This is a genomic window from Blastococcus sp. TBT05-19 (assembly GCF_003319095.1).
Taxonomy (GTDB): domain Bacteria; phylum Actinomycetota; class Actinomycetes; order Mycobacteriales; family Geodermatophilaceae; genus Blastococcus.
This window is the reverse complement of the sequence record NZ_QOHI01000002.1, coordinates 13,206-39,863: the sequence shown is the minus strand read 5'-3', so window position 1 is coordinate 39,863 and position 26,658 is coordinate 13,206. Positions and strand designations below refer to the sequence as shown.

27 protein-coding genes and 3 tRNA genes are annotated in these 26,658 nt (G+C 74.3%); 17 read left to right on the top strand and 13 right to left on the bottom strand.

Translation table 11 applies throughout. From position 1 onward, the window contains the following. The first annotated feature begins 5 nt into the window (after nucleotides 1-5). Genes purQ through DQ244_RS06810 form a run of 3 tightly spaced genes read left to right on the top strand, consistent with a single transcriptional unit; the run spans nucleotide 6 to nucleotide 3,390 of the window. Nucleotides 6-677 carry a phosphoribosylformylglycinamidine synthase subunit PurQ gene (purQ, locus tag DQ244_RS06820; protein ID WP_113810746.1) on the top strand — a complete coding sequence of 224 codons (672 nt, stop codon included), beginning with the start codon at nucleotides 6-8 and terminating at the stop codon, nucleotides 675-677. Continuing rightward, nucleotides 674-3,010: a phosphoribosylformylglycinamidine synthase subunit PurL gene (purL, locus tag DQ244_RS06815; RefSeq protein WP_199580259.1), complete on the top strand. Its 2,337-nt coding sequence runs from the start codon at nucleotides 674-676 to the stop codon at nucleotides 3,008-3,010. The genes purQ and purL overlap by 4 nt, the downstream gene beginning before the upstream one ends. After that, nucleotides 3,010-3,390, top strand: a complete 381-nt coding sequence (locus DQ244_RS06810; RefSeq protein WP_113810745.1) for a sterol carrier family protein — start codon at nucleotides 3,010-3,012, stop codon at nucleotides 3,388-3,390. The genes purL and DQ244_RS06810 overlap by 1 nt, the downstream gene beginning before the upstream one ends. A gap of 154 nt (nucleotides 3,391-3,544) precedes the next feature. On the opposite strand, the gene DQ244_RS19575 is transcribed toward DQ244_RS06810, so the two are convergent. Continuing rightward, nucleotides 3,545-3,685, bottom strand: coding sequence for a hypothetical protein (locus tag DQ244_RS19575; RefSeq protein WP_199580258.1), 141 nt, complete (start codon nucleotides 3,683-3,685; stop codon nucleotides 3,545-3,547). Beyond that, nucleotides 3,682-5,109, bottom strand: coding sequence for an OFA family MFS transporter (locus DQ244_RS06805; RefSeq protein WP_113810744.1), 1,428 nt, complete (start codon nucleotides 5,107-5,109; stop codon nucleotides 3,682-3,684). The genes DQ244_RS19575 and DQ244_RS06805 overlap by 4 nt, the downstream gene beginning before the upstream one ends. Nucleotides 5,110-5,315: 206 nt before the next feature. Between DQ244_RS06805 and DQ244_RS06800 the strand changes: the two genes are divergently transcribed. Continuing rightward, nucleotides 5,316-6,401: an S-(hydroxymethyl)mycothiol dehydrogenase gene (locus DQ244_RS06800; RefSeq protein WP_113810743.1), complete on the top strand. Its 1,086-nt coding sequence runs from the start codon at nucleotides 5,316-5,318 to the stop codon at nucleotides 6,399-6,401. Beyond that, nucleotides 6,401-7,012, top strand: a complete 612-nt coding sequence (locus tag DQ244_RS06795; protein WP_113810742.1) for an MBL fold metallo-hydrolase — start codon at nucleotides 6,401-6,403, stop codon at nucleotides 7,010-7,012. Before DQ244_RS06800 ends, DQ244_RS06795 begins: the two co-directional genes overlap by 1 nt. Nucleotides 7,013-7,083: 71 nt before the next feature. On the opposite strand, the gene DQ244_RS06790 is transcribed toward DQ244_RS06795, so the two are convergent. Continuing rightward, a complete protein-coding gene (locus tag DQ244_RS06790) occupies nucleotides 7,084-7,716 on the bottom strand; it encodes a DUF5701 family protein (protein WP_113810741.1) in 633 nt (210 codons plus the stop codon). Between the two features lie 150 nt (nucleotides 7,717-7,866). Between DQ244_RS06790 and purF the strand changes: the two genes are divergently transcribed. Continuing rightward, entirely contained in the window at nucleotides 7,867-9,405 is a 1,539-nt protein-coding gene (purF, locus tag DQ244_RS06785) for an amidophosphoribosyltransferase (RefSeq protein WP_113810740.1), read from the top strand. Continuing rightward, nucleotides 9,402-10,469, top strand: a complete 1,068-nt coding sequence (gene purM, locus DQ244_RS06780) for a phosphoribosylformylglycinamidine cyclo-ligase (RefSeq protein WP_113810739.1) — start codon at nucleotides 9,402-9,404, stop codon at nucleotides 10,467-10,469. The genes purF and purM overlap by 4 nt, the downstream gene beginning before the upstream one ends. Before the next feature lie 87 nt (nucleotides 10,470-10,556). Here the strand turns inward: purM and DQ244_RS06775 are convergent, their stop codons facing one another. Together DQ244_RS06775 and DQ244_RS06770 are read right to left on the bottom strand one after the other, a co-directional pair. Beyond that, nucleotides 10,557-10,784: a DUF3073 domain-containing protein gene (locus tag DQ244_RS06775; protein WP_113810738.1), complete on the bottom strand. Its 228-nt coding sequence runs from the start codon at nucleotides 10,782-10,784 to the stop codon at nucleotides 10,557-10,559. Between the two features lie 174 nt (nucleotides 10,785-10,958). Continuing rightward, nucleotides 10,959-12,023 carry a Glu/Leu/Phe/Val dehydrogenase gene (locus tag DQ244_RS06770; protein ID WP_113810737.1) on the bottom strand — a complete coding sequence of 355 codons (1,065 nt, stop codon included), beginning with the start codon at nucleotides 12,021-12,023 and terminating at the stop codon, nucleotides 10,959-10,961. 165 nt (nucleotides 12,024-12,188) lie between these two features. Here DQ244_RS06770 and DQ244_RS06765 point away from each other — a divergent pair, with 165 nt between their 5' ends. From DQ244_RS06765 to DQ244_RS06750, 4 genes are all read left to right on the top strand, one after another. Beyond that, entirely contained in the window at nucleotides 12,189-13,172 is a 984-nt protein-coding gene (locus tag DQ244_RS06765; RefSeq protein WP_113810736.1) for a substrate-binding domain-containing protein, read from the top strand. Between the two features lie 137 nt (nucleotides 13,173-13,309). Next, nucleotides 13,310-14,227 (top strand): ABC transporter permease, encoded by a 918-nt coding sequence (locus DQ244_RS06760; protein WP_233491227.1) that lies wholly within the window; start codon nucleotides 13,310-13,312, stop codon nucleotides 14,225-14,227. Beyond that, nucleotides 14,224-15,018 carry an ATP-binding cassette domain-containing protein gene (locus DQ244_RS06755; RefSeq protein ID WP_113810734.1) on the top strand — a complete coding sequence of 265 codons (795 nt, stop codon included), beginning with the start codon at nucleotides 14,224-14,226 and terminating at the stop codon, nucleotides 15,016-15,018. Before DQ244_RS06760 ends, DQ244_RS06755 begins: the two co-directional genes overlap by 4 nt. Before the next feature lie 145 nt (nucleotides 15,019-15,163). Continuing rightward, nucleotides 15,164-16,528, top strand: coding sequence for a M23 family metallopeptidase (locus DQ244_RS06750; protein WP_113810733.1), 1,365 nt, complete (start codon nucleotides 15,164-15,166; stop codon nucleotides 16,526-16,528). 24 nt (nucleotides 16,529-16,552) lie between these two features. Here DQ244_RS06750 and DQ244_RS06745 read toward each other — a convergent pair whose 3' ends face one another. Beyond that, nucleotides 16,553-17,071, bottom strand: coding sequence for a hypothetical protein (locus DQ244_RS06745; RefSeq protein ID WP_147251485.1), 519 nt, complete (start codon nucleotides 17,069-17,071; stop codon nucleotides 16,553-16,555). A gap of 57 nt (nucleotides 17,072-17,128) precedes the next feature. Between DQ244_RS06745 and DQ244_RS06740 the strand changes: the two genes are divergently transcribed. The 3 genes from DQ244_RS06740 to mftG are packed head-to-tail and all read left to right on the top strand — an operon-like array spanning nucleotide 17,129 to nucleotide 20,812. Then, nucleotides 17,129-17,998 carry an MBL fold metallo-hydrolase gene (locus tag DQ244_RS06740; protein WP_113810731.1) on the top strand — a complete coding sequence of 290 codons (870 nt, stop codon included), beginning with the start codon at nucleotides 17,129-17,131 and terminating at the stop codon, nucleotides 17,996-17,998. Further along, nucleotides 17,995-19,320 carry a class I adenylate-forming enzyme family protein gene (locus DQ244_RS06735; RefSeq protein WP_113810730.1) on the top strand — a complete coding sequence of 442 codons (1,326 nt, stop codon included), beginning with the start codon at nucleotides 17,995-17,997 and terminating at the stop codon, nucleotides 19,318-19,320. The genes DQ244_RS06740 and DQ244_RS06735 overlap by 4 nt, the downstream gene beginning before the upstream one ends. Beyond that, the gene (gene mftG, locus DQ244_RS06730; protein ID WP_113810729.1) at nucleotides 19,313-20,812 is read left to right on the top strand and encodes a mycofactocin system GMC family oxidoreductase MftG; all 1,500 of its coding nucleotides are present in this window, start codon (nucleotides 19,313-19,315) and stop codon (nucleotides 20,810-20,812) included. The genes DQ244_RS06735 and mftG overlap by 8 nt, the downstream gene beginning before the upstream one ends. 55 nt (nucleotides 20,813-20,867) lie before the next feature. On the opposite strand, the gene DQ244_RS06725 is transcribed toward mftG, so the two are convergent. Continuing rightward, on the bottom strand, nucleotides 20,868-21,083 hold the full coding sequence (locus DQ244_RS06725) for a hypothetical protein (RefSeq protein ID WP_113810728.1): 216 nt from the start codon (nucleotides 21,081-21,083) through the stop codon (nucleotides 20,868-20,870). 195 nt (nucleotides 21,084-21,278) lie between these two features. On the opposite strand from DQ244_RS06725, the gene DQ244_RS06720 reads away from it, so the two are divergent. Together DQ244_RS06720 and DQ244_RS06715 are read left to right on the top strand one after the other, a co-directional pair. Beyond that, nucleotides 21,279-21,965, top strand: a complete 687-nt coding sequence (locus tag DQ244_RS06720) for a phosphodiesterase (RefSeq protein WP_113810727.1) — start codon at nucleotides 21,279-21,281, stop codon at nucleotides 21,963-21,965. Between the two features lie 229 nt (nucleotides 21,966-22,194). Continuing rightward, a complete protein-coding gene (locus DQ244_RS06715) occupies nucleotides 22,195-23,172 on the top strand; it encodes a glycosyltransferase (RefSeq protein WP_113810726.1) in 978 nt (325 codons plus the stop codon). A gap of 47 nt (nucleotides 23,173-23,219) precedes the next feature. Here the strand turns inward: DQ244_RS06715 and DQ244_RS06710 are convergent. The 3 genes from DQ244_RS06710 to DQ244_RS06700 all read right to left on the bottom strand — a co-directional run bounded on the left by DQ244_RS06710 (nucleotide 23,220) and on the right by DQ244_RS06700 (nucleotide 23,481). Continuing rightward, nucleotides 23,220-23,293: transfer RNA gene (locus DQ244_RS06710), tRNA-Phe, on the bottom strand. A 23-nt stretch (nucleotides 23,294-23,316) separates the two neighbouring features. After that, nucleotides 23,317-23,390 (bottom strand) — tRNA-Asp (locus tag DQ244_RS06705). An 18-nt stretch (nucleotides 23,391-23,408) separates the two neighbouring features. Then, nucleotides 23,409-23,481, bottom strand: a tRNA-Glu gene (locus DQ244_RS06700). 82 nt (nucleotides 23,482-23,563) lie between these two features. Here DQ244_RS06700 and DQ244_RS06695 point away from each other — a divergent pair. Beyond that, nucleotides 23,564-24,199: a hypothetical protein gene (locus DQ244_RS06695; protein WP_113810725.1), complete on the top strand. Its 636-nt coding sequence runs from the start codon at nucleotides 23,564-23,566 to the stop codon at nucleotides 24,197-24,199. Nucleotides 24,200-24,206: 7 nt separating this feature from the next. On the opposite strand, the gene DQ244_RS06690 is transcribed toward DQ244_RS06695, so the two are convergent. From DQ244_RS06690 to DQ244_RS06680, 3 genes are read right to left on the bottom strand one after another with little or no spacing between them, the layout of a single operon-like run. Next, nucleotides 24,207-24,527, bottom strand: coding sequence for a hypothetical protein (locus DQ244_RS06690; RefSeq protein WP_113810724.1), 321 nt, complete (start codon nucleotides 24,525-24,527; stop codon nucleotides 24,207-24,209). 23 nt (nucleotides 24,528-24,550) lie between these two features. Further along, nucleotides 24,551-26,038 carry a metallophosphoesterase gene (locus DQ244_RS06685; RefSeq protein ID WP_113810723.1) on the bottom strand — a complete coding sequence of 496 codons (1,488 nt, stop codon included), beginning with the start codon at nucleotides 26,036-26,038 and terminating at the stop codon, nucleotides 24,551-24,553. A gap of 46 nt (nucleotides 26,039-26,084) precedes the next feature. Next, nucleotides 26,085-26,591 (bottom strand): GtrA family protein, encoded by a 507-nt coding sequence (locus DQ244_RS06680; RefSeq protein WP_233491226.1) that lies wholly within the window; start codon nucleotides 26,589-26,591, stop codon nucleotides 26,085-26,087. Nucleotides 26,592-26,658 lie beyond the last annotated feature (67 nt).

Sequence of the window (26,658 nt, the reverse complement as noted above, 5' to 3'; positions counted from 1 at the left end):
CGCCAGTGCGCATCGGTGTCATCACCTTCCCGGGCTCCCTGGACGACGTCGACGCCGCACGCGCGGTGCGCCTGGCCGGCGGCGAGCCGGTCATGCTCTGGCACGGCGACCACGACCTCAAGGACGTCGACGCCGTCGTCCTCCCCGGTGGCTTCTCCTACGGCGACTACCTGCGCGCCGGCGCCATCGCCGCCCGCTCGCCGCTGATGCAGGACGTCGTCGCGGCCGCCAACCAGGGCCTGCCGGTGCTGGGCATCTGCAACGGCTTCCAGGTGCTGTGCGAGGCGGGCCTGCTGCCCGGCGCCCTGACCCGCAACAGCCACCTGCACTTCCGCAACCGCGACCAGGTGCTCGTCGTCGAGCGCGCCGACACGACGTGGACGACGGATTTCGCCGAGGGCCAGCGGATCCTCATCCCGGTCAAGAACGGCGAGGGCCGCTACGTGGGCTCCGAGGCCGACCTCGACCGGCTCGAGGGCGAGGGCCGGGTGGTGTTCCGCTACGCGGACGGCAACCCGAACGGTTCCAGCCGCGAGATCGCCGGCGTCGCCAGCGAGAACGGCCGCGTCGTCGGCCTCATGCCGCACCCCGAGCACGCGATCGAGGACCTCACCGGGCCGTCGACCGACGGCCTCGGCTTCTTCACCAGCGTCCTGAAGGCGGTCGTCAGCGCATGAGCCAGGGCCTCTCCGACCTCGACACCGGCCCCGGCCGGCTGAAGAACCGCCTCGACACCGTCGACCTCGCCGCGAGCACCCCCGGCGACGAGCAGCCCTTCGCCGAGCTCGGTCTCAAGGCCGACGAGTACGCGCGGATCAAGGACATCCTCGGCCGCCGGCCCACCACCGCCGAGCTGGCCATGTACTCGGTCATGTGGAGCGAGCACTGCTCCTACAAGAGCTCCAAGGTGCACCTGCGCCGGTTCGGCGACCTGCCGCCCAGCGAGGCGCTGCTGGTCGGCATCGGCGAGAACGCCGGCGTCGTCGACGTCGGCGACGGCTACGCGGTCACCTTCAAGGTCGAGAGCCACAACCACCCGAGCTACGTGGAGCCCTACCAGGGCGCGGCCACCGGCGTGGGCGGCATCGTGCGCGACATCCTCACCATGGGCGCGCGCCCGATCGCGGTCATGGACAGCCTGCGCTTCGGCCGGGCGGACGCCCCCGACACCGCGCGCGTGCTGCCGGGCGTCGTCGCCGGCGTCGGCGGCTACGGCAACTGCCTGGGCCTGCCCAACATCGGCGGCGAGCTGCTCTTCGACGACTGCTACGCCGGCAACCCGCTGGTCAACGCGCTGTGCGTCGGCGTGATGAAGCACGAGGACGTCCGGCTGGCGAAGGCCGAGGGCGTGGGCAACAAGGTCATCCTGTTCGGTGCCCGCACCGGCGGCGATGGCATCGGCGGCGTCAGCGTGCTCGCCAGCGAGACCTTCGACGCCGAGGGCCCGGCCAAGCGGCCCGCGGTCCAGGTGGGCGACCCGTTCACCGAGAAGCTGCTCATCGAGGCGTGCCTGGAGATCTTCGCCCAGGACCTCGTCACCGGGATCCAGGACCTCGGCGGGGCCGGCCTCTCCTGCGCCACGAGCGAGCTGGCCAGCGCCGGCACCGGCGGCATGCACGTCGACCTCGACACCGTCCCGCTGCGCGACAGCACCCTGACGCCCGCCGAGATCCTCATGAGCGAGTCGCAGGAGCGCATGTGCGCGATCGTCGAGCCGGGCAAGGTCGAGGCGTTCCTCGCCGTCTGCCGCAAGTGGGACGTCCGCGCCGCCGTCATCGGTGAGGTCACCGACGGCGACCGGCTCACCGTCGACTGGCACGGCGAGCGGATCGTCGACGTGCCGCCGCGCACCGTGGCCCACGAGGGTCCGGTCTACGAGCGCCCCATGCAGCGCCCGGCCGATCTGGACGCCCTCCAGGCCGACGACGCCGCCCGGCTGCCCCGCCCGACCACCCCGGCCGAGCTGCAGGCGCACTGGCTCGCCGTCGTCAGCAGCCCGGACGGCGCGGACAAGACCTGGGTCACCGAGCAGTACGACCGCTACGTGCGCGGCAACACCGTCCTGGCCCAGCCCGACGACGCCGGTGTGATCCGGATCGACGAGGAGTCGCACCGCGGCATCGCGCTGGCCCTCGACGGCAACGGCCGCTACGCCCGCCTGGACCCCTACCTCGGCGCGCAGCTCAACCTGGCCGAGGCCTACCGCAACGTCGCGGTCTCCGGCGCGAAGCCGCTGGCGGTCACCAACTGCCTGAACTTCGGCTCCCCGGAGAACCCCGAGGTCATGTGGCAGTTCGCCGAGGCCGTGCGCGGTCTGGCCGACGGCTGCCGCGCGCTGGGCCTGCCGGTCACCGGCGGCAACGTGAGCCTCTACAACCAGACCGGCGACGTCGCCATCAACCCGACGCCGGTCATCGGGGTCCTGGGCGTGCACGACGACGTCCGGAGGCGCGTGCCCACCGGCTGGCGTGCGGCGGGGGAGACGGTGCTCCTCCTGGGCGAGACCCGGCCCGAGTTCGGCGGCTCGGCCTGGGCGAGCGTCGTCCACGGCCACCTCGGCGGGAAGCCGCCGGCGGTCGACCTGGCCGCCGAGCGCGCGCTCGGCCGGCTGCTCGCCGCGCTGGCCGAGCAGGGCCTGGTGGCCTCCGCGCACGACCTGGCCGACGGCGGGCTGGCCCAGGGGCTGGCCGAGTCCGCACTCCGCTACGGCACGGGCGCCCGCCTGCGCCTCGACGGCGACGCCTTCACCGCGCTGTTCAGCGAGTCCACGGCCCGCGTGGTGATCACGACGTCCGACCCGGGCGGGGTCAAGACGACGGCGCAGTGGGCCGGCGTGCGGGTCACCGAGCTGGGCACGACGGGCGGGGAGTCCCTCGCGATCGACGGGCTGCTGGAGCTGCCGCTCGCCGAGCTGCGCGCCGCGTGGAGCGCGACGATCCCGGCGCTGTTCGGCGGCCCCGAGCACACGCCGCCCTTCACGGTCCCGGCGGGCGCGGTCCCCACCGCCTGATGCCGGCGCCCATCCCGGCCGAGGACCTGCGGGCCGCCGTCGACCCGGTCCGCGCCTGGCTGGCCGGGGAGGCGGAGCAGCCGCCGCGGTCGGTCGTGGGCGCCGCGGTGAAGACCACCGCGCGCTGGCTGGCCCAGCAGGTGCCCGGCCGGTCGGTGGAGCTCCGGGTGCCGCCGCACGTCGCCGTCCAGTTCGTGGAGGGGCCGCGGCACACGCGGGGGACGCCGCCCAACGTCGTCGAGACCGACGCCGCCACCTGGCTGCGGTTGGCCACCGGCGCGCTCTCCTGGGCCGACGCCGTCGCCGAGGGGAAGGTCAGCGCCAGCGGCAACCGCGCCGACCTCGGCCGGCTCCTCCCGCTGTCACCGCTCCGCAGGTGACACCGCGGCCAGGAGCCGTCCCCAGCTGAGCTGAGCCGCTGCGTCGCGCCTGCGCGGACCCCCTCCGGGGGCCCTCTCGGCGCAACAGGGCACAGAACAGCACCGAGCCCCGCCCGCTGGTCAGCGGACGGGGCTCGGTGGTGGAGAAGGAGGATCAGCCGAACAGCGCGGTGGCCGCCTTCACGGTGTTGTAGAGGCCGTAGGCCAGCGGCACGCCCACGAGCGTCCAGGCGAAGGCGATGAGCCCCACCGGGGTGTGGGTGGGCTGCTGGTCGTGCGACACGGTCGAACTCATCGGACGGCGCTCCGCTCTTCCTCGGTGTGGTGCTCGTGGGTGAACTCCTCGACGGCTTCCTTCGACTCGTGCCACTTGCTCGCCACCGGCTTGATCAGCAGGTTGGCGATGAAGCCCACGGCCAGGAGGCCGACCATGATGAACAGCGCGGGCCGGTAGTCACCGGCGACGAGCTGGCCCGGGGTGCCCCGCGAGTCCAGGACGCCGTTGACGATCAGCGGGCCGGCGATGCCGGCGGCCGCCCAGGCGGTCAGGAGACGGCCGTGGATGGCGCCGACCTGGTAGGTGCCGAAGAGGTCGCGCAGGTAGGCCGGCACGGTCGCGAAGCCACCGCCGTAGAAGGAGATGATGATCGCGGCGGTGATGACGAAGATCCAGGTCGCGCTGCTGCCGAGGGTCGCCAGGATGACGTACAGGATGATCCCGACGCCGAGGTAGACCATGTAGATCGGCTTGCGCCCGATGAAGTCCGACGTGGACGACCACACGAAGCGGCCGGCCATGTTGAACAGCGAGAGCAGACCGACGAAGCCGGCCGCCGTCGCAGCGAGGACCTGCGAGGTCTCACCGGTGCGGAAGAAGTCCTGGATCATCGGCGCGGCCTGCTCGAGGATGCCGATGCCGGCGGTGACGTTGCAGAAGAGGACCGTCCACAGCAGCCAGAACTGCGGGGTCTTGATCGCGTTGTTGGCCGAGACGTTCTCGGTCGTGATCATCGGCTTGGACTTGACCGACGCCGGGTCGAAGCCGGCGGGCTTCCAGTCGGCGGCCGGCACGCGGACGATGAACGCACCGAACATCATGAAGACGGCGTAGAGCGCGGCCAGGGTCAGGAACAGACCGCCGACGGCGTTGCCGCTGGGGGTGGTGCCGACGACGGCCGGGTCGTAGCCCGGGTCGTACCAGGCCATCAGCTGCCGGGAGAGCGGCGAGGCGATGAGCGCGCCACCACCGAAGCCCATGATGGCCATACCGGTGGCCAGGCCCGGACGGTCGGGGAACCACTTGATCAGCGTGGAGACCGGCGAGATGTAGCCGATGCCCAGGCCGATGCCGCCGATGACGCCGTAGCCGAGGTAGACCAGCCACAGCTGCTCGGTGTAGATGCCGAGGGCGCCGACGAGGAAGCCGGTCACCCAGAAGACGGCGGACGTGAACATCGCGGCGCGGGGGCCGTTGCGGTCCACCCACGTGCCGAAGACGGCGGCCGACAGGCCGAGCATCACGATGGCGATCGAGAAGATGATGCCGATCGCGGTGAGCGTCGAGTCGAAGTGGGCGACGAGGGCGGTCTTGTAGACGCTGGTCGCGTAGGCCTGGCCGATGCACAGGTGGACGGCGAGAGCCGCCGGCGGGATCAGCCAGCGGTTGAAGCCCGGGCGCGCGATGATCCGCTCGCGCGCCAGGAAGCTGGGTACTGCCACGGGGACAACCTCCGGGGACGGGAACCGGAAGGGCCGGACGGCCACAACCGGGACGCGCCCTGTGATCTGGGTCGCGATCGGGTGGCACGCTACGGCGTTACTCGCAAGTTGGCCCTGCCAACTCGCCCTCGTGAGCAAGCAGTGACTCGATGTGACTGAAAAGTAGTGCCCGAGCCCGCCTCCGAGCGCCACCCTAGGCTCGGACCATGCCATACGAGGTTCGCGGCGTCGTCGCCCGCGGCAAGGGTCAGCCGGTCAGCGTCGAGACGATCGTGGTGCCCGACCCCGGCCCCGGTGAGGCCGTGGTCGACGTGCAGGCGTGCGGGGTCTGCCACACCGACCTGCACTACCGCGAGGGCGGGATCAACGACGACTTCCCCTTCCTCCTCGGGCACGAGGCCGCCGGCCGGGTCTCCGCCGTGGGCGAAGGCGTGACCAACGTGGCCGTCGGCGACTACGTCGTCCTCAACTGGCGGGCCGTGTGCGGTCAGTGCCGCGCGTGCCTCAAGGGCGAGCCGCAGTACTGCTTCGACACCCACAACGCGGCGCAGAAGATGACGCTCACCGATGGCACCGAGCTCTCCCCCGCGCTGGGCATCGGCGCGTTCGCCGAGAAGACGCTGGTGCACTCGGGCCAGTGCACCAAGGTGGACGCCGCCGCCCCGGCCACGGCCGCGGGCCTGCTCGGCTGCGGCGTCATGGCCGGCGTCGGTGCCGCGATCAACACCGGGGGTGTCCGCCGGGGCGAGACCGTCGCCGTCTTCGGCTGCGGTGGGGTCGGTGACGCCGCGGTCGCCGGGGCGAAGCTCGCCGGCGCGACGACGATCATCGCCGTCGACATCGACGACCGGAAGCTCGAGTGGGCGAAGGGCTTCGGCGCCACCCACACCGTGAACTCGAAGGAGACCGACCCGGTCGAGGCGATCAAGGGCCTCACCGGCGGCTTCGGGGTCGACGTCGCCATCGACGCCGTCGGCCACCCCGCGGTCTTCGAGCAGGCCTTCTACTCCCGCGACCTGGCCGGCCGCGTGGTGATGGTCGGCGTCCCGACGCCGGGCATGGAGATCACCCTCCCGGCGATCGAGATCTTCGGCCGGGGTGGGGCGATCAAGTCCTCCTGGTACGGCGACTGCCTGCCCAGCCGCGACTTCCCGCTGCTCGTCGACCTCTACCTGCAGGGCCGCTTCCCGCTGGAGGACTTCGTCAGCGAGACGATCGGCCTCGACGCGGTCGAGGAGGCGTTCCACAAGATGCACGCCGGTGACGTGCTGCGCTCGGTCGTGGTGCTCTGATGGCCGCGCGCATCGACAAGGTCGTGATCCCCGGCGTCTTCTCCCTCGACGGGCAGGACTTCGACGTCGAGAACAACGTCTGGCTCGTCGGGGACGACGACGAGGTGCTGGTGATCGACGCCCCGCACGACGCCGCCCCGATCGTCGAGGCGATCGGCGGCCGGACGGTCACCGCGATCGTGCTGACCCACGGGCACAACGACCACATCACCGCCGCCCCGGCGCTGCGCGAGGCCACCGGCGCCCCGATCTGGTTCAACAGCGCCGACCGGATGCTGTGGGACATGACGCACGCTGATGCGCAGCCCGACTCCGACCTGCGGCCGGGCACCCGGTTCACCGTCGCCGGGGCTCACCTCGTCGCGCTGCACACCCCGGGTCACTCGCCGGGCAGCACCTGCCTGCACTCGGCGGACCTGAACACCGTGTTCACGGGGGACACGCTGTTCTGCGGCGGCCCGGGTGCCACCGGCCGCTCGTTCAGCGACCACCCCACGATCCTGGACTCGATCAGGTCGCAGCTGTTCAGCCTGCACGGCGACACCGTCGTCCGGACAGGTCACGGCGACGACACCACGATCGCGGCGGAGTTCCGCGGCCTCCAGGGCTGAAGAAGGACCCCGGTGCCCCCCACGCCTCGCAAGCTCGGCGTGGGCCCCTGCACCGGGGCCGATCCCTCACCTCACCGCCGAGTGGCCGCCGAGGCGAAGCCCAGCCAGGTGTGCCGGTTGCCCGCCCAGCACCAGCCGACCTTGGGCGCGCCCCGGCGCTCGCGACCGTCGCGCCCGGTCCCGTTGCTGATCCACAGCGCCGGCGTCCGGGCGTCGAGCTTCCCGTTCGCCGTGCGCAGGCGCGAGCCGATCGTCATGAAGCAGGCGTTGCGGACCAGGACGCCGGGGCACTGCAGCAGCCAGTGCACGCCCTCCCCGAGCGTCAGCGGGGTGCGGCCCGCGCCGGTGATGGCCGGCAGCGCCTCGTCCGGGCTCCAGTTCAGCATCGCGTCGCCGCGGTCGAGGTCGGTCACGGCGTAGACGGGCGGAGCGGGGAGCACCACCGGCTCGATCGGGGCGAACGCGTCGACGTCGGTCATGTCGGCCACCACGAAGCCCGGTCGGCCGTCCAGGGCGAGCAGCGGCGCGAGCGCGGACACCGGCACGCGGTCGGGGTGCACCACGAGCAGCTCGCCCGGGGCCAGGCGGTCGGCGGCGTCGCGCAGCGCGCGGGCGGACAGGTCGGCGAGCTCGTGCACGCCGAGGGAGATCAGCCGGTCGGCCTGGACCGGACCGGGGGGCAGCGGGGCGGTGAGCGTGGGCACAGGCGGACCTCCGTGACCGGTGGGGAACCGACGGACAACGCGTGCGCAGGGCCCCGGGTTCCATGGTGACCAGGGCCGACGCGGGCCCGGGAGAACGCGGTGCACCCCTTCGCCTCCGGGCCGGGTGGCGGACGCCGGTACTCTCGACCCGTGCCTCGCGGTGATGGACGGCTGACGCACGACCTCGACCCCCAGAGTCCCGGCCCTCAGGACGCCTGTGGCGTCTTCGGTGTCTGGGCGCCCGGGGAAGAGGTCGCGAAGCTGACCTATTTCGGTCTGTACGCCCTCCAGCACCGCGGTCAGGAGGCGGCCGGGATCGCGGTGTCCGACGGCACCTCCGTCGTGGTCTACAAGGACCTCGGCCTGGTCAGCCAGGTCTTCGACGAGGCGACGCTGGGCTCGTTGCGCGGCTTCCTCGCCGTCGGCCACACCCGGTACTCCACGACCGGCGCCTCGACGTGGGAGAACGCGCAGCCGACGTTCCGCACCACCGAGGCCGGCACCGGTCTGGCGCTCTGCCACAACGGGAACCTGGTGAACACCGCGGAGCTGGCGAGCAAGGCCGCCGACGCCGGTGTGCCCGGCGCCTTCGTGGCCACCAACGACTCCGACCTCGTCACGGCGCTGATCGCGGCCCGGCCCGACCTCTCGGTCGAGGCGGCCGCCATGGAGGTGCTGCCGCAGCTGCGCGGCGCCTTCAGCTTCACCTTCATGGACGAGGACACCCTCTACGCCGCCCGCGACCCGCAGGGTGTGCGCCCGCTGGTCCTCGGCCGGCTCGAGCGCGGCTGGGTGGTCGCCAGCGAGACCGCCGCGCTGGACATCGTCGGTGCCTCGGTCGTCCGCGAGGTCGAGCCCGGCGAGCTGATCGCGATCGACGAGAACGGGCTGCGCAGCCAGCACTTCGCGCCCGCCGAACCCAAGGGCTGCGTCTTCGAGTACGTCTACCTGGCCCGCCCCGACACCACGATCTCCGGCCGCGGCGTGCACGCCGCCCGCGTCGAGATCGGCCGCCGGCTGGCCAAGGAGCACCCGGTCGAGGCCGACCTGGTCATCCCGGTCCCGGAGTCGGGCACGCCCGCCGCCGTGGGCTACGCCGAGGCCAGCGGGATCCCCTACGGGCTGGGCCTGGTCAAGAACTCCTACGTGGGCCGCACCTTCATCCAGCCCAGCCAGACGATCCGCCAGCTCGGCATCCGGCTGAAGCTCAACCCGCTGCGCGACGTCATCCGCGGCAAGCGGCTGGTCGTCGTGGACGACTCGATCGTGCGGGGCAACACCCAGCGGGCGCTGATCCGGATGCTCCGCGAGGCCGGTGCGCTCGAGGTGCACGTCCGGATCGCCTCGCCGCCGGTCAAGTGGCCGTGCTTCTACGGCATCGACTTCGCCAGCCGGGCCGAGCTGGTCGCCAACGGCCTCGACGTCGACGGCGTCCGGGCCTCCATCAACGCGGACTCGCTCGGGTACGTCACCGAGCAGGGCCTGATCGCGGCGACCGAGCAGCCGGCCAGCCGGCTGTGCACCGCCTGCTTCACCGGCGACTACCCGATCCCGCTGGGCGAGCCCGAGGTGCTGGGCAAGCACGTGCTCGAGGGCATCGAGCAGCGGGCCGTCAGCGGCTGGACCGGGCAGCAGGCCGGCACCGCCGCGGTCCCGGGCGGCGCCGAGGACGCCCTGAGGCGGCCATGACGACCGAGTTCACCTACGCGGCGTCCGGCGTCGACATCGACGCCGGCGAGCGCGCGGTCACCCTCATGAAGGCCGCCGTCGAGCGGACCAACCGGCCCGAGGTCGTGGGCGGGCTGGGCGGCTTCGCCGGCCTGTTCGCCCTCGACGTCCACAAGTACCGCAAGCCGCTCCTGGCCTCCTCGACCGACGGCGTGGGCACGAAGATCGCCCTCGCCCGGCAGCTGGACCGGCACGACACCGTGGGCATCGACCTGGTGGCCATGGTCGTCGACGACCTGGTGGCCTGCGGCGCCGAGCCGCTGTTCCTCCAGGACTACGTGGCGACCGGCAAGGTCGTCCCGGAGCGGATCGCCGCCATCGTCACGGGCATCGCGGCCGGCTGCACGCTGGCCGGGGCCGCGCTGGTCGGCGGCGAGACCGCCGAGCACGGAGACCTGATGGACGCCGACGAGTACGACCTGGCCGCCACCGCGGTGGGGGTCGTCGAGGCCGACGCCGTCCTGGGCCCCGAGCGGGTCCGCGCCGGCGACGTCGTCGTCGCGATGGCGTCGTCGGGCTTCCACTCCAACGGCTACTCGCTGGTGCGCCGGGTGGTGGGCGCCGCGGGCCTGGACCTGCATGCGACGCCGGCCGGCCTGGGCCGTCCCCTGGGTGAGGAGCTGCTCGAGCCCACCCGCATCTACGCGCTGGACTGCCTGGCGCTGGTCGAGGAGTTCGGCGTGGAGACCGTGCACGCCTTCGCGCACATCACCGGCGGCGGCCTGGCGGGCAACACCGCCCGCGTCGTGCCCGACGGGCTGCAGGCGGTGCTCGACCGGAGCACCTGGGCGCTGCCCGCCGCCGTCCGGCTCATGGAGGAGCACGGCGTGCCGCGGTCGGAGTCCGAGCGCGCCTTCAACTGCGGCGTCGGCATGGTCGCGGCCGTCGCGGCCGACCGGGCCGACGACGTCGTCGCCCGGCTCACCGCCCGCGGGGTGCCGGCGTGGGTCGCCGGGACCGTGGGCGAACGCCCCGGCGGCCAGGACGCCCCGGCCGCCGAGCTCACCGGCGCCTACCGGGCGTAACCCGGCTCCAGCAACACGACGACACCGCTGCCCCGGAGGGCCGCGGTGTCGCGGTGTGGAGGAACGCCGACCAGGTGCGAGCCGCCGTCAGCGGCTGGCGGCCCAGTCGTCGTCGGTGTCGTCGTCCGCCCAGCGGTCGGCGTACGTGTCGTCCTCTTCTTCGTCGTCGTCGTCCACGGCGCTGGGAGGCGCTGTGTACGTCGACGACGATCCGGCCAACTCGCGCTGGAGCGCGGTGAGGTCGGTGTTCGGTGAGCTGTACTTGAGCTCACGGGCCACGCGTGTCTGCTTGGCCTTCGCTCGGCCGCGCCCCATCGGCTCGACCCCCTCGTTACCGGAGTACGGCGGCCCAGCCCGCGGCTGGACGGCCCGCGTGGCGACCCCGACTGAGTGACTATGTCTTGAGCAACCTTACGACACGGATCGGCGGCGGGCACACGTCCCTCCCCGAGCCGCCTCCGGGTCGCCCGGACGAGCGACCCGCAGGCGTCAGCGGGGCAGCCGGATGGTGGCCAGCCGGCCCACCGAGCGGATGCGCTCCTCGGCCAGCCGGTCGGCCGCTACGGCGGGCGAGATGCCGTCGGACTCGGCCAGCGCGAACACCCGCAGGGCGACGTCGTGGATGCCCGAGGCCTTGGCCTGCGCCCGGGCGAACGAGAAGCCGTGCCGCTCGTCCTCGACCTGGATCACGCCGCCGGAGTTCACGAGGAAGTCCGGGGCGTAGAGGATGCCGCGGCCGCGCAGCGCCTCGGCCATCTCCGGCGTCGCCAGCTGGTTGTTGGCGCCACCGCACACGATCCGGCCCGGCAGGACCGCCACGGTCTCCGCGTCCAGCGCTCCGCCCAGCGCGCAGGGCGCGTAGACGTCGTGCGGCGTGCGCACCAGGGCAGCGGTGTCGGCGACGGACCGGATCTGCGGGTACCGGGTGCGGAGCTGCTCGACGGCCGCGGGGTCGACGTCGGTGACCACCACGTCCGCGCCGTCCTCGACGAGGTGCCCGGCCAGCCAGGAGCCGACCTTGCCGACACCGGCGATCGCGACGGTCCGGCCGGCGAGCGACGGGGAGCCCCAGCAGTGCTGCGCGGCGGCGCGCATGCCCTGGAAGACGCCGTAGGCGGTGAGCACCGAGGAGTCGCCGCAACCGCCGTAGGCCTCCGAGCGACCGTGCGCGAACCGGGTCTCCCGGGCGACGACGTCGAGGTCGGCGTTGTAGGTGCCGACGTCGCACGCGGTCAGGTAGCGGCCGCCCAGCGACTCCACGAACCGGCCGTAGGCGCGCAGCAGCGCCTCGGTCTTGTCGGTGCGGGGATCGCCGATGATCACGGCCTTGCCGCCGCCGAGGTCGAGCCCGGCGAGGCTGTTCTTGTACGACATGGCCCGGGACAGCCGCAGCGCGTCGGCGACGGCGGCGTCCTCGCTGGCGTAGGGGTAGAAGCGCGTGCCACCGAGCGCGGGCCCGAGTGCGGTGGAGTGGATCGCGATGACCGCGCGCAACCCCGACTCGGGGTCGCTGCAGAACACGACCTGCTCGTGACCGGATGAGAGGACGTCCACGGGTGCAGCCTAGAACCCCTCCGGCTGTCGCCCGGTCGGAGGAGACGGCGCCGCGTCGGCCCCTCCTGACCGGCTTCCGGAGCCCGGGTGGAGCATGATCCGTGGTCGGACCGAGAACCCGGCCGGATCCGCGGGGGTGCCCCGCGAGCACAGGAGGACTTCCCCATGCCCGCACCGAAGCGACTGCTGGCACTCGCGGTGGCCGCACCCCTGCTGCTCTCCGCCTGCACCACGGAGGGTGGGGGCGGATCCGGTGGCGAGGGCTCCGGCGGCGCGGGCGGTGGCGGGGGCGACCTCGTCTTCTCGGTGATCACGCACGGCTCGGCCGGTGACGCCTTCTGGGACGTCGTCCAGAACGGCGCCGAGAAGGCCGGCGACGACCTCGGCATCGAGGTCGACTACCAGAGCGACGGCGACCCGCAGCGCCAGGCGCAGCTCATCGACGCCGCGGTGAACCAGGAGGTGGACGGCATCGTCGTCTCCCTGGCCAACCCCGACGCGCTGCAGGACTCGATCGAGGCGGCCGTCGAGGCCGGCATCCCCGTGGTGACCATCAACTCCGGCGGGGACCGCTCGGCCGAGCTCGGCGCCATCGGCCACGTCGGCCAGGAGGAGCAGATCGCGGGCCGGGGCGCCGGTGAGGCGCTGGCCGGCGCCGGTGCCCAGAACGTGCTGTGCGTCGTGCACGAGGCGGGCAACATCGGGCTCGAGCAGCGGTGCTCCGGTGCCTCCGAGGGGCTCGGCACGCAGGTCACGCCGCTGCAGGTCGACGTGAACGACCTGCAGGGCGCCCAGTCGGCGATCGCCTCCCAGCTGCAGGGCGACACCGGGATCGACGCCGTCCTCACGCTGAACTCGGCGGTGGCCGCGGTCGCCGTCGAGGCGGCCGCCGACGCCGGGTCGGAGGCGCAGGTGGCGACCTTCGACCTCAACGAGGACGTCATCTCCGGCATCCAGGCCGGTGACATCGCCTTCGCGGTGGACCAGCAGCAGTACGAGCAGGGCTACCTGCCGATCGTGATGCTCAAGCTCTACGCCGAGAACCTCAACACCGTCGGCGGTGGCCAGCCGGTCCTCACCGGGCCCGCCATCGTCGACGCCGACAACGTCGACGAGATCGCCGACCTGGCCTCGGCCGGCACGCGCTGAGCGCCCCCGGGCTCACCGCCCCGGCCGAGCGCCGGGCCGACGAGCGGCTGGCCGCCCCCGGGCTGCTGCGCCGCCTGCTCGTCAAGCCCGAGCTCGGCGCGCTGGTCGGTGCGGTCGCCGTCTTCGCGTTCTTCGCGGTGCAGTCGGAGACGTTCCGGTCGCCGCGCGGCATCGCCAACTGGCTGGACCCGGCGTCGACGCTGGGCATCATGGCGGTCGCGGTCGCGCTGCTGATGATCGGCGGGCACTTCGACCTGTCGGCCGGCGTGCTGACCGGCACGACCGCGCTCACCGTGGGGATCGTCGCCACCGAGCTCGGCCAGAACCTGTGGGTGGCCATCGCCGTCTCGCTGGTGCTCGCCCTGCTGATCGGTTTCGTCAACGGCTGGCTGGTGACCCGCACCGGACTGCCCAGCTTCATCATCACGCTCGGCACGTTCCTGATGCTCCAGGGCCTGAACCTGGGCCTGACGAAGCTGTTCACCAACACGGTCACCGTCGCCGGTATCGACGACGCCCCCGGCTACGCGGCCGCGGAGTGGGTGTTCGCCTCGCGGGTGGAGATCCTCGGCGCCGAGGTGCGCATCGCCGTCCTCTGGTGGCTGCTGTTCACCGCCCTCGCGACCTGGGTGCTGCTGCGCACGCGCTTCGGCAACTGGGTGTTCGCCACCGGTGGGGACGACGTCGCCGCGCGCAACGTCGGTGTGCCGGCGCGGCGGACCACCATCGCGCTGTTCATGACGACGGCGGCCGCGGCCTGGTTCGTGGGCACGACGCTGGCCGTGCGGCTCACCTCGGTGCAGGCCAACACCGGCATCGGGCAGGAGCTCATCTACATCGTCGCGGCGGTGATCGGCGGCTGCCTGCTGACCGGCGGCTTCGGCTCGGCCGTCGGCGCCTCGCTGGGTGCGCTGATCTTCGGCATGACGCAGCTGGGCATCCCGTACCTGCGCTGGGACGCCGACTGGTTCTACTTCTTCCTCGGCGCGATGCTGCTGCTCGCCGTGCTGGGCAACCGGCTGGTCCGGCGCTACGCCGAGGCGGCCCGGCGATGAGCGCGGAGCGCAGCACGCCGCTGCTGGAGCTGCGCGACCTCGGCAAGGACTACGGCTCGGTCATCGCGCTCGACGGGATCAGCGCGGCCGTGCGCGCCGGCGAGGTCACCTGCGTGCTCGGTGACAACGGCGCGGGCAAGTCCACGCTGATCAAGGTCCTCTCGGGCGTGCACCGGGCCGACCGCGGGGAGCTGCTGCTCGACGGTGCGCCGGTGTCCTTCGGCGCCCCGCGCGAGGCGCTCGATGCCGGGATCGCCACGGTCTACCAGGACCTGGCGATGATCCCGCTGATGGCGATCTGGCGGAACTTCTTCCTGGGTGCGGAGCCGACCAGGGGGTGGGGCCCGTTCCGCCGGTTCGACGCGTCGACGGCGAAGGACGTGACCCGGCGCGAGCTGGCCGCGATGGGCATCGACATCCGCGATCCGGACCAGCCGGTCGGCACCCTCTCCGGCGGCGAGCGCCAGTCCGTCGCGATCGCCCGGGCGGTGCACTTCGGGGCGCGGGTGCTGATCCTCGACGAGCCGACGTCGGCCCTCGGGGTGAAGCAGGCCGGCGTCGTGCTGCGGTACGTGGCGCAGGCCCGGGACCGGGGGGTGGGCGTCGTGCTCATCACGCACAACCCGCACCACGCCTATCCGGTGGGCGACCGGTTCCTGCTGCTCAACCGCGGGCGCAGCCTCGGGGAGTTCGCGAAGGGCGACATCTCGCGCGAGGAGCTGACCCGGCTGATGGCCGGCGGCGCGGAGCTGGACGCCCTCGCGCACGAGCTGGAGCGCCCCGCCGGCTGACCGTTGTCGACATACCGACAGCAACAAGCCGGTCACCGACCGTTCTCTTCGGCGCGCGTCGCCAGTGCCGCGTGTTGCCTTTGTGACTACTGGTGACGGTGCGACTCTGCTGGGGCACCACCCCCTCTTCCCCAGGGAGCCAGTCATGTCCCAGCGCCGTCCGACCGGACCGGTGTCCGTGCGCAGCGGAGGCCGGCGATCCGCCGCGGGTCGTCCCGCCCGTTCCCTGCGCGTCGCACTGCTCGGTGTCGTCGCCGGCGCCGCGCTGATCGGTTCGGCCGTACCGGCCGTCGCCGCGCCCCCGCCGCCGCCCAACCCGACCGACGGCCAGCTGGGCGCCGCGAGGACCACGCAGGAGGCCGCGGCCGCCGAGGTCGGGCGGATCAGCGGGCTGCTCGCCGCCGCCGAGGCCGAGCTCGAGCGCTACGGGATCCAGGCCGAGGCCGCGGGCGTCGCCTACGAGGCGGCGCTGGAGGCCTTCCAGATGGCGCAGGCGGCTGCCGACCAGGCGGCCGCCGAGCTGCAGCTGGCCGCCGACGCCGTGGCCGCCGCCGAGGCCCGGATCGCCACGTTCTCCCGCGACACCTACATGAAGGGCTCCTCGCTCTCCAGCACCGCGGCCATCCTCGACGCTCAGGGGCCGGGGGAGCTCATCCAGAAGGCCGCGATGCTGGACTACGTCGCGGACAACCAGGTCGACGTCCTGGGTGCCCTCGAGGTGGCGCGGGTCCGGCAGGCCAACGCCGACGCCACGGCGCGGGCCGCCCGCGACGAGCGGGCCGCCGCCGAGGACACCGCGCAGGCGGCCAAGCAGACCGCCGATGCGCAGCTGGCCGAGCAGCAGGCCGCCTACCAGCAGGTCGATGCCCAGAAGGCGCAGTTCGAGCAGCAGCTCCAGGCCGCGCAGATCCAGCTGCTGCAGCTCCAGGGAGCGCGCGACGCCTACGCCCAGTGGGAGGCGCAGAAGGCGGCCGAGGAGGCCGCCGCGGCGGCTGCCGCCGAGCGCGCCGCCCGGGCGGCCGCGGAGGCCGCCGCAGCGGCCCGCGACGCCGACGAGGGCCCCTCCAGCAGCGGGGGCGGCGGCGTGGGCGAGGTCGTCGCCGGCCACGCGAAGCCGACGTCGGGCCGGGTGTCCAGCTGCTACGGCTGGCGCTGGGGCGCGCTGCACGGCGGCGTCGACATCGCGGCGCGCATCGGCACGCCGGTCTACGCGGCCTCGTCCGGCGTCGTGCGCCGGGCGGGCAGCGCGACCGGGTTCGGGCTGGCCGTGTACATCGAGGGCGACGACGGCGAGGTGACCGTCTACGGGCACGTCAACCGCTACTTCGTCCGGGCGGGCGAGCGCGTCTCGGCCGGCGAGCAGATCGCCGAGGTGGGCAACCGGGGCCAGTCGACGGGTCCGCACCTGCACTTCGAGGTGCACCCGAACGGCGCCATGCACGGCGGTCAGGTCGACCCCGTGCCGTGGCTCAACGCGCGCGGCATCTACCTGGGCGGCTGCGGCGGCTGACGAAGGACCCCCTGCCGGCTCGGCCTAGCTGGTCGGGGCAGCGGGCTCCGTCGAGTCGACGTCGATGCCGCACTCGTCGCGCAGGTAGGTGCTCACGTTGGTCGACGCCGAGTCCAGCTGCTGCTGCAGCGGGGTCAGCTTCTGCTCCAGCGTGGCCAGGGCGTTCGGGTCGTTGAAGTCGATGCCGGCGATGGCGGCGGAGAACTGCTGCACGCCGTCGGCGAGCGCGGACCAGTCGGCGGCGATCTCGTCGGGGGCCTCGATGGCGCGGATCTCCTGAGCGGCCTCGTCCAGGATGGCCGGCAGCTGGGTGGGGTCGGACTGCTCGGTGACGGTCGCCTCGAGCCGCTCCTGGATGCTGGCGGCCTCGGTGCAGAACTCCGAGCCGGCGGCGCCGCCCGTGGTCCTCGTGGCGCTGGCGGACGCGCTCGTGGACGGACCCGACGCCGCGTCGCTCTCGTCGGAGCCCCCGCACGCGGTGAGCAGGACGAGAGCTGCGGCCACGGAGAGGCCCGTGCGGGCGGTGGATCGGGTTCGGCGCATGTGCGGCAGGTTAGCGGCCGGGAGCGGGGAGCGGGGACGCACCGATAGCGTGCGACCGTGACCGCCCCCTCCGATCCCCGCACCGGCTGGGGGCTGCCCGCGCCCGGCGCCCTGCCGCGCACCGCCGAACTGGAGCCGCTGGTCACCCGGGTGCTGGCACCCAACCCCTCGCCGATGACGCTGGACGGCACGAACACCTACGTGGTGGGGGCGGGCGGCAGCGGTCAGGCGGTGCTGGTGGACCCGGGACCCGACGACGCCGCGCACCTCGCCGCCGTGGAGGCCGCGCTGGCCGCCCGGGACGCCCGCTGCGTCGCCGTCCTGGTCACCCACCACCACGGCGACCACGCCGAGGCCGCGCTGCCGTGGGGCGCCCGCTTCGGTGCACCGGTGGCCGCCGCGAGCCCGGCCGTCGCCGGTCCGGGCGGGCGGGTGCTGGAGCCCGGCGAACGGCTGGCCCTGGCCGGCACCGCGATCGACGTCGTCGCGACGCCCGGGCACACGTCCGACCACCTGGCCTTCCGGCTGGAGTCCGGCGCGGTGCTGGTCGGTGACCACGTGCTCGGCCGCGGGACGTCGGTCGTCACCCATCCCGAGGGCGACGTGGTCGCCTACCTGGAGTCGTTGCGCCGGGTGCACGACCTGGGCCCCAGTGCCCTGTACTGCGGCCACGGCCCGGAGCTGACCGAGGACCCGGGCGCGGTCCTGGCCTTCTACCTGGCGCACCGCGCCTTCCGCGAGCAGCAGCTGCTCGACGCCCTGGCCGACGGCGCCCGCAGCGTCGACGAGCTCGTCGCGAGCATCTACGCCGCCGTGCCGCGCGAGGTCTGGCCCGCCGCGGCGCAGTCCACCCGGGCCGGCCTGGAGAAGCTCGCCGCCGAGGGGCGGGTCGTCCTGGGCGCCGCGGGGGAGGTGCGGCCGGAATGACCGCGGGCGGGCGGGTGGCGAGCATCGTGACCGCCGCCGGGAGCGAGCGCGACCAGCGGCGGGCGGCCGCGTCGTTGGCCGCCGCGGGGCTGCGCGCCGGCGACCGGTTGCTGGTCTCCGCCGCCGCCTCACCGGAGCTGCTGGCGGTGGTGCTCGGCGCGCTGCGCACCGGGATCGTGCCGGTCGTGCTCGACCCCGCCCTGCCGGCCGAGGAGCGGGCGGCGCTGGCGGACGACGCCGACGCGGCGCTGGACGCCGGGGACGACCCCGGTCGCCTCCTCGGCGAGGACGAGGCGGAGCTCGCCGACGTGCCCCTGGCCCGGCCGATGCACTACACGTCGGGCACCACCGGCCGCCGCAAGGGCGTGTGGTCCGGCGTCCTGGCCGAGGACGACGCCCGCGCGCTGGCCGCCGAGGAGATCGAGCTCTGGGGCTTCGGCCCGCAGGACCGGCACCTGGTGCTCTCGCCCCTGCACCACAGCGCGCCGCTGCGGTTCTCGATCCACACCCTGCTGGCCGGCGGGGAGGTGCTGCTGCCCGGACCGTTCGACGTCGCCCGCGCCGCGGAGGCGATCAGCACCCTCCGGCCGACCACCGCCTTCTGCGTGCCGACCCACCTCCAGCGGCTGCTCGCCCGCGACGACGTCGACTGGTCCTCCTTCCGCCGCCTCGTGCACGCGGGCGCCCCGTGCCCCGAGCCGCTCAAGCGGGCGGTCCTGGCTGCCCTGCCCGAGGGCAGCGTCTGGGAGTTCTACGGCTCCACGGAGGCCCAGTTCACGGTCTGCTCGCCCGAGGACTGGCTGGCGCGCCCCGGCAGCGTCGGCCGGGCGCGCCCGGGGCGGCGGCTGGAGACCGACGAGCGCGGTCAGCTGTGGTGCGCGGTGCCCCGCTGGGCGCGCTTCGAGTACTGGCGGGCGCCGGAGAAGACGGCGGCCGCGTGGCGGGGCGACCGGGTGACCGTGGGCGACCTGGGCCGGGTGGACGACGACGGCGTCGTGTGGCTCGACGGGCGCCGCGAGGACCTGGTGATCTCCGGCGGGGTCAACGTCTACCCCGCGGAGGTGGAGGCCGTCCTCGACGCGCACCCGGGCGTGGTGGAGAGCGCCGTCTTCGGCGTCCCCGACCCGGACTGGGGGCAGCGGGTGGTGGCCGCCTACGTGGGCGACGCGGACGCCGGCGAGCTGGCCGACTGGGCCCGCGCCCGCCTGGCTCCCGCCAAGCGCCCGAAGGGCCTGCACCCGCTGCCCGACCTGCCTCGCACGTCCACGGGCAAGGTGCGGCGGCTGGACCTGCCGGGGGTGCTCGGGCTCGCCGATGGCTGACCGCGCGGACGTCGTGGTGGTCGGGGCCGGGACGGCGGGCTGCGCGCTGGCCGCCCGGCTGGTCGACGTCGGACGCCGGGTGCTGCTGCTGGAGGCCGGCGCGGACCTGCCGCTGCCGGCCGAGCTGCGGGACGCCTCGACGCTCCGGGGCGCGGTGCCCGGGCACCCGGCCAACTGGGACCTGCCGGGCCTGCTGGCCGACGGCCGGACCGTGCGCGTGCCCCGCGGCCGCGTCGTCGGCGGCTCGAGCGCGGTGAACGCCGGCTACTTCATCCGGCCCACGCCGGCGGACGCCGCCGGCTGGGCGGCGGCGGGCAACGACCTGTGGGCGTGGGAGCGGCTGCTGCCGGTGCTCCGGCGGCTGGAGACCGACGCCGACCTGGGGGACCGCCCGGAGCACGGCGCGGACGGCCCGGTGCCGGTGTCCCGGCCCACCGGGGGCCCACCGCTGGCCGCCGCCTTCGCGCAGGCCGCCGAGGAGCTGGGGCTGCCCGCCGAGCCGGACAAGAACGCGGGCGGCCCGCCCGGGTACGGGCCGGTGCCGCGCACCGTCGTGGACGGCGTCCGGATCAGCGCCGCCGACGCCTACCTGACCCCGCGCCGCGCGAACCCGCTGCTGACCGTGCGCGCGGGCGTCCGCGTGCTGCGGGTGCTGGTCGAGCACGGTCGCGCCGTGGGGGTGCGGACGACGACGGGCGACGTGCACGCCGGCGAGGTGGTGCTCAGCGCCGGTGCGGTGGGATCGGCGCACCTGCTGCTGCTGTCGGGGATCGGCCCGGCCGCGCGGCTGCGGGCGGCCGGCATCGAGGTGCTGGTCGACGCGCCCGGCGTGGGGGAGGACTGCACCGACCACCCGATCGTCTACCTGCCCTTCCACCCCCGCGACGGCGTCACGGCGGGGGTGGGGGGGTCGCCGCTGCACGGCGTCGTGCACGCCACCTCCGACGGCGCAGCCGTGCCCGGCGACCTGGAGGTGCTGCCCTGGACGGCGCCCTTCGCCCAGGTGATGACCGGGCGGCCCGCGGCCGGCGAGGTGGTCGAGGTGGGCGTCGCCCTGCAGCGGACGGAGGGCCGGAGCCGGCTGTCGCTGGTCGACGCCGATCCCGGCCGCCCGCCGCTGGTCGAGTACCGGCACCTGGTGCGGGACGCCGACGCCCGGCGCATGCGCCAGGGGGTGCGGCTGGCCGCCGCGCTGCTCGGCACCCGGGCGATGCGGGAGGTCGGCGAGCCCGGAGCCCTGCCGGCGGACGACGCGGCGCTCGACGGCTGGATCCGGGAGCGGCTGACCACCGCCGTGCACCTCTCGGGCACGGCCCGGATGGGGCCCGACGGCGACCCCGGTGCGGTCGTGGACCAGCGGCTGCGGGTGCGCGGCGTCGACGGTCTCCGCGTGGCCGACACCTCGGTGCTGCCCCGCGTGCCCGTCCGTGGCCCGGCGGCCACCGCGGTGCTGGTGGGGGAGCTCGCCGCGGAGCTCGGTACCGGTCGCTGACGACCGGTGCGTCCCGGCGGCGCGGCCGGGGCAGCCGCCGGGACGCCGATCGGGATCAGCGGACGGCAGGCATCTCGCTGGTGGCGGCGGCCGAGAGCGGCGCCCAGGCATCGGGGTGGGGACGCCCGGCGTCGGCGGCCCAGTTCGGCGTCCGCACGCCGGTTGTGGTGCGCGTGGTCGTCGCCGGGCGGGCGCTCAGGCTCACGATCAGGGCGAGCAGCACGATCAGACCGACCAGCACACCGCCGATGACCAGGAGCGTCAAGAACATGTACTGAACGTAGGGGTCGGACCGATCCGTGCCACAGAGCAGATGTCTCCAGACATGGGCCCTGATCTGCGCAGACTTCGCCGCGCCCGACCCGTCTGGCCCCATCCGTCACAGCAGCGTTCGACAACCCTCGACGACCGGCGCCCAGCCCTCGCCTGAGGGGTAGCCGGCCCGCCCGGGGGGCAGGAGCAGGCCATGACGGATCTGGCGGCACTGGCCGGCAAGGCGGTGGCGGTACCTCTCGGGGCGATCGCCCGGTTCCGGCGGGGCAGGGCCATGCACCCGCGCGGCGCGGTGTTCGACGCGGTCCTGGAACGGCACGGCGCCTCGCCGCCGTTCGGGGTGCCGTGGCTGGACGAGGTCCGCAGCGATCCGGTCGTCGTCCGGTTGTCGCGCGGCGCGGGGCTGCCCGCTCCGCTGCCCGACGTCCTCGGCCTGGCCGTGCGCATGGGGAGCGACGACGACCCGGTGGACATCCTGCTGTCGAGCACCGGGCAGGGTCGCCTGGGCCGGCTGGTGCCGGTGCCGAGGGTCGACGCGGAGGGCGTCTACAGCTCGATCATGGCGTTCCGGTCCGCGGCCGGGCCGATCCGCTTCGCGGCCCTGCCACGGGCCGCCTCGGTGTCGTCGGACCCGGAGCCGGTCGCCGCCGCTGCCGCCCACGGCGCGATCGACCTCAGCCTGGCAGCGGCCGTCGGATCGGAGGGCTGGCGCCCGTTCGCCCGTCTGCGGAGCACGTCGGCACGCGGACCGCTGGACTCCGCGATCCGCTTCGACGCGGTGCTGAACCCTCCTCCCGGGCTCACCGCGGACGGGCCGATGGCCCGGTTCTGCAGGCCCGCGTACGCCACCGCGCGCCGGGCGGGCCCGCTCGGGCGGTGACGCGTCGGGCACGCAGGATCACCCGATGGAGTCGGTCACAGGTTGGACGCGGGAGCGCCGGGGTAGCCCGTACCGGACCGGCCCGAACCCCGCGGCCAGGTCACCAGATCGTCGAGCGGCACCGTCGTGCTGTCGTCGAGCTCGACCGCACGAGGAGACGCACCGCCGCGTGACCCATGCTCAACCCCCGGACACGGGGCTTCCCGCACGGCCTGGAGCCGGTATCCGCGTGGCTGCCATCCCGCACCGCGATCCCTACGTGGACGCGGTGCTCCCGGACGGCGTCTCGCGGATCGGCGATGCCGCCGAGCCCAGCCGCTGGTTCGACCACGCGCACCTGGCCGCCCACGCCCGCGACGTCGACGTCGTCCATCTGCACGTGGGGTACGGGCAGCTCGAGGCGGCGGCGATGGAGGCCTGGAGCGAGGAGCTGCAGCGCCAGGGCGTGCCGCTCGTCGTGACCGTCCACCAGCTGCACGCACCGGGGCAGCCGTCCTCCGGGTCGCACGACGCCCACCTCGCGGCCGTGCTCGGCACCGCGGAGGTGGTCCTGACGCTCACCCCCGGGGCGGCCGACGACATCGCCGAGCGCTACGGCCGCACCGCCATCGTGGTCGCCCACCCCTCGGTCGCCGTGGCCGATCCCGAGCTCGGCGCCGAGCGGGGGCTGGTGGGGCTGCGCGTGGGTGCGCCGTCCCCCTCGGTGCCCGATCCCGTCGTGCTCGTGCGGGCGGCGCTCTCCGGCGCCGTGTCGGGGGGCGGCCGGCTGCGTCTCCTGGTGGAGGAGGCGGAGCTGCCGGCGCTGGAGCCCGCGTTCGGCGCCATGGCCGACACCGGGCAGCTCGAGCTGGCGGTGTTCCCCGCGGCGGAGTGGGCGGCGCAGCTGCAGCAGCTGCACGTCGCCGTCCTCTCGGAGCAGTGCGGCACGCACTCCCGCGACGTCGAGGTCTGCCGCGACGTGGGCACCCGTGTGGTCGCGCCGAGCTGCGGCTGGTTCGCCGACCAGTGGTCGGAGGTCGTGCCCTACTCGCACGACGAGCACGGCCGCGTCGACGCGGTGTCGCTGACCGCGGCGATCGGTGCTGCGCTGGCCCGGCCCATGCCGCGTCCGGCGGACCGGGTCTGGCGGGACGGCCAGCGGGACGCGGTGCGGCAGGTGCACGCCGAGGTCTACGCGCAGGTGGCGGGCGACCGCAGCTGGGCCTGAGACGCAGGACGGGCTCGGCGCGTCGCGCCGAGCCCGTTCGCAGAGGGTGGGCAGGGGCGGGGTCGAACCGCCGACCTCTCACTTTTCAGGCGAGCGCTCGTACCGACTGAGCTACCTGCCCCTCCCGGTGACTCCACCGGAGAGCGACCCTGACGGGACTCGAACCCGCGACCTCCGCCGTGACAGGGCGGCGCGCTAACCAACTGCGCTACAGGGCCTTGCTGTGTGGTGCTGCGTGCCCCCAACGGGGTTCGAACCCGTGCTACCGCCTTGAAAGGGCGGCGTCCTGGACCACTAGACGATGAGGGCTCGTTCGCCGGGGGGCAGCGAGAACAATACATGCCTCTCGCGCCTCCTCTGAGCGGGGGTCCCCGGGTGCGAGGCTGTACCCGTGCGCGTTCCCCTCCGCCTGGCCGTCCCCGTGCTCGCCGTCTCGCTGGCCCTCGTCTCCGGGTGTGCCCAGAAGGGCGGCTCCGACACGGCGTCGTCCTCCGGCACGGCGTCGTCCTCCGAGGGGGAGACGGCGGGCGAGACCCCCGCCGCCGGGTCGAGCGCACCGGCCTCCGCAACGCCGGCGGAGCCGTTCCCCGGCGACGTGGAGCCGGACACCGAGACTCCCTCGGGCGACGCGCAGCTCACCGTCAGCGCCGTGCGCGTGGCGGCGCAGGACGGCTTCGACCGGGTCGTGTTCGAGCTCGGCGGCACCGGCACCCCGGGCTGGGACGTGCGGTACGTGACCGACCCGACCGAGCCGGGCCGGGGCGAGCCGGTGCAGCTCGAGGGCGGCGCCGCGCTGCAGGTCGGCATCACCGGCGCCGGCTACCCCTACGACACCGGGGTCGAGGAGTTCAGCTCGCCGGGCACGCTCACCGCGGCGGGGACCGCCGCCGTCACCGAGGTCGACTTCCTGGCGACCTACGAGGGCACCACGACCGCGTTCGTCGGCACGCGCACGGAGGCTCCGTTCCGGGTCTACCTGCTGCAGGACCCGCTGCGCGTCGTCGTGGAGGTCGCGCACGCCGGCTGAGCGGGCGTCAGCTCAACCGGGCGGTGAGCTCCACCGAGTCGTCGGTGACGCCGGAGCAGGAGAGCTCCAGGGGGCCGGCGTTCACGCTCTCGCCCTCGCCGCACGACACGCTCGCACCGCCCACGCTGAGCGACGCGCGCCCGTCCTGGACGCCACCGAAGGTCAGCGTCTGGCCGAGGATCTCGGCCTCGGCGCCCTCGCCGCTCAGCGTCACGGTGCAGGAGCTGCCCTCGCACGAGACGTTGTCGGAGGTGAACGAGCAGCCGGTGAGGAGCAGGCCCCCGGCGAGCAGTCCACCGGCCAGCCGGGCGGCGCGGGTCGTCGACATGCCCGCAGCCTAGGGCGACGTCCTCACCCGGTCGGGGACGCCGGAGCCGACGGGGCGTCCGGGACCGGCTCGGTCTCCGGCTCCTGCGCGGGTGGGACGACGGTCCGCTGCACGGTCACCTCGGTCTCGCCGAGGCCGCCCAGGGTGATCTCGTCGTAGGCCCGCAGCAGCCCCGTCGCGCTGTCCAGGTAGAGCACGGTGCAGGTCAGCGGCTCGGGGTACTCGCCCTCCAGCGCGCGGAGCCCGGCCCCGCCCGTGGATCCCTGGACCATCAGCCGCGTGCCGTCCTCGAGCTCGGAGACGTTGCGGCTGTGCGTGTGGCCGGCGAGGACGAGCGGGACCTCGCCGTCCAGCGGCGGTGCCTGCTTGGGGTCGTGCACCATCGCGATCGCCGGCGGCTCGGGGAGGTCCGCGATGACGTCGGCGAGCTCCTCCCCGGACTCCACCAGCACCTCGTCACCCGCGTCGTCGTCACCGGTGCTCTTGTCCGGGGTGAAGCGCGGGTCGGGGGCGCCGGCGACCCGGATCCCGGCGACGGTGACCGCGGAGTCGTCGAGCACGGTGACGTTCGGCTGGAGCGCCAGCAGCCCCGCCGTCGTCGCGGAGTCGTGGTTGCCCCGGATGTAGACGTAGGGCACGTCGAGGTCGCCCACGGAGGTGATGAGCCGGTTCTCCGGCTCGCTGCCCCAGTCGGTGATGTCGCCGGTGTCCAGGATCGCCGCGACGCCGAACTTCTGGGCCACCTGCCGCACGAGGTCGAAGCCCGCGGGGTTGAGGTGGATGTCCGAGACGTGCAGCAGGGCCACCGTGTCGTCCCCCGCAGCCGGGGCGGGCAGTGCCGACAGCGCCGAGTAGAGGGTGCCGACGTTGGAGACCAGGTCCTCCAGGGACGCCCGGTAGGCGTCGAAGCGGGCCGCGATGTCCTCCGCGCTGCCGATGAGGCTGCTGGCGTTGGTCAGCAGGCCGGTGTACGTGGGCTGGGAGAGCGCCTCCGGGCGCCAGGTGGCGGCGCCGATCCCCCCGGTGGCCACCAGCACCGCGGAGGTGAGCCCCAGGGCGATCAGCGGCTCCCGGCGACGGCGCAGCACGGCCCACGAGGTGAGGGCGCCCCCGGCGAGGGCGGTGAGCGCGGTGAGCCAGATCAGGCGGACCACGGCGGACCGCAGGTCGTCGGTGACCCTGTCGACGACCCCGGACAGCCGCACCGGGTCCGTCGCCAGGGCCTGGGCCCGCGCCTGGTCGACCCGCTGCAGGGAGACGTCCAGCCGCAGGGGCCCGTCGTAGACGTCGACGGCGAGCTCGCCCAGCGGCGCGACCGAGACCTGCGCCCCGCCGCCGGCCGGCCGGAAGGCCAGGGTGGCGTCGAACGGGCCGATGGGGGCCGACACCCGGGCGAAGAGGAGGACGGCGACGAGCGCGCCGCCGAGCGCCAGTGCGACGCGGGCCGCCCACCGTCCGGCGACCCGGGCCCGGCGGTGCCACGGGGTCGGGCTCGGGCCGGGCTCGCTCACCCCGACGAGGTTAACGAGGACCGCGCCGGTCCTCAGTCCGAGCGCGTCAGGAGGTGACCGGCTCCGGACGGAAGATCCAGCGCAGGGCCAGGAAGCGCATCAGCCCGATGAAGGCCGTGACGGCGGCGACCGTGGCGATCTGCAGCCCGGTGTTCGAGCCGTCGGTGACGGCGTCCAGCCAGCCCAGGGCGGTGCTGGTCGCGAGCAGCCCGATGATGGTCACGCCCCCAGCCTCCCACTGGGCGGTGAACCAGTGCACCCGCTCGTCGGCGCGGAAGGTCAGCCGCCGGTGCAGCTCGTTGGCCAGCACGGTCGAGATCGCCGTCGCCACCAGGTGCGCGGTCAGGTAGCCCCAGCCGGACAGGGTGACGAAGAAGGCGGCGTAGACGGTCGTCGTGACGGCGCCGACCAGCACGAAGCGGGTGAACTGCGCGGCGGTGTCGTCCTGCCGCAACCTGGTCGCGATGCTCCCGGTCCAGTGCGCCGCCGGCCGCGACAGGTCGCCGAGGGCCTCGGCGGCGTGGTGGCGGTGGAGCAGGGACGGGCAGGTCACGGGGGTCCGATCGGCAGGCGGGCTGGTCAGCGGTGAGGTGAGCAGGGTCAAGGCTCCTCTCCGGCTT

Excerpts from the sequence above, each read along its gene's own strand:
- purL (WP_199580259.1), top strand. The coding sequence starts at position 674 with ATGAGCCAGGGCCTCTCCGACCTCGACACCGGCCCCGGCCGGCTGAAG.
- DQ244_RS06810 (WP_113810745.1), top strand. The coding sequence starts at position 3,010 with ATGCCGGCGCCCATCCCGGCCGAGGACCTGCGGGCCGCCGTCGACCCG.
- DQ244_RS19575 (WP_199580258.1), bottom strand. The coding sequence starts at position 3,685 with ATGAGTTCGACCGTGTCGCACGACCAGCAGCCCACCCACACCCCGGTG.
- DQ244_RS06800 (WP_113810743.1), top strand. The coding sequence starts at position 5,316 with ATGCCATACGAGGTTCGCGGCGTCGTCGCCCGCGGCAAGGGTCAGCCG.
- DQ244_RS06795 (WP_113810742.1), top strand. The coding sequence starts at position 6,401 with ATGGCCGCGCGCATCGACAAGGTCGTGATCCCCGGCGTCTTCTCCCTC.
- purM (WP_113810739.1), top strand. The coding sequence starts at position 9,402 with ATGACGACCGAGTTCACCTACGCGGCGTCCGGCGTCGACATCGACGCC.
- DQ244_RS06775 (WP_113810738.1), bottom strand. The coding sequence starts at position 10,784 with ATGGGGCGCGGCCGAGCGAAGGCCAAGCAGACACGCGTGGCCCGTGAG.
- DQ244_RS06765 (WP_113810736.1), top strand. The coding sequence starts at position 12,189 with ATGCCCGCACCGAAGCGACTGCTGGCACTCGCGGTGGCCGCACCCCTG.
- DQ244_RS06755 (WP_113810734.1), top strand. The coding sequence starts at position 14,224 with ATGAGCGCGGAGCGCAGCACGCCGCTGCTGGAGCTGCGCGACCTCGGC.
- DQ244_RS06750 (WP_113810733.1), top strand. The coding sequence starts at position 15,164 with ATGTCCCAGCGCCGTCCGACCGGACCGGTGTCCGTGCGCAGCGGAGGC.
- DQ244_RS06745 (WP_147251485.1), bottom strand. The coding sequence starts at position 17,071 with ATGCGCCGAACCCGATCCACCGCCCGCACGGGCCTCTCCGTGGCCGCA.
- DQ244_RS06735 (WP_113810730.1), top strand. The coding sequence starts at position 17,995 with ATGACCGCGGGCGGGCGGGTGGCGAGCATCGTGACCGCCGCCGGGAGC.
- mftG (WP_113810729.1), top strand. The coding sequence starts at position 19,313 with ATGGCTGACCGCGCGGACGTCGTGGTGGTCGGGGCCGGGACGGCGGGC.
- DQ244_RS06725 (WP_113810728.1), bottom strand. The coding sequence starts at position 21,083 with ATGTTCTTGACGCTCCTGGTCATCGGCGGTGTGCTGGTCGGTCTGATC.
- DQ244_RS06720 (WP_113810727.1), top strand. The coding sequence starts at position 21,279 with ATGACGGATCTGGCGGCACTGGCCGGCAAGGCGGTGGCGGTACCTCTC.
- DQ244_RS06690 (WP_113810724.1), bottom strand. The coding sequence starts at position 24,527 with ATGTCGACGACCCGCGCCGCCCGGCTGGCCGGTGGACTGCTCGCCGGG.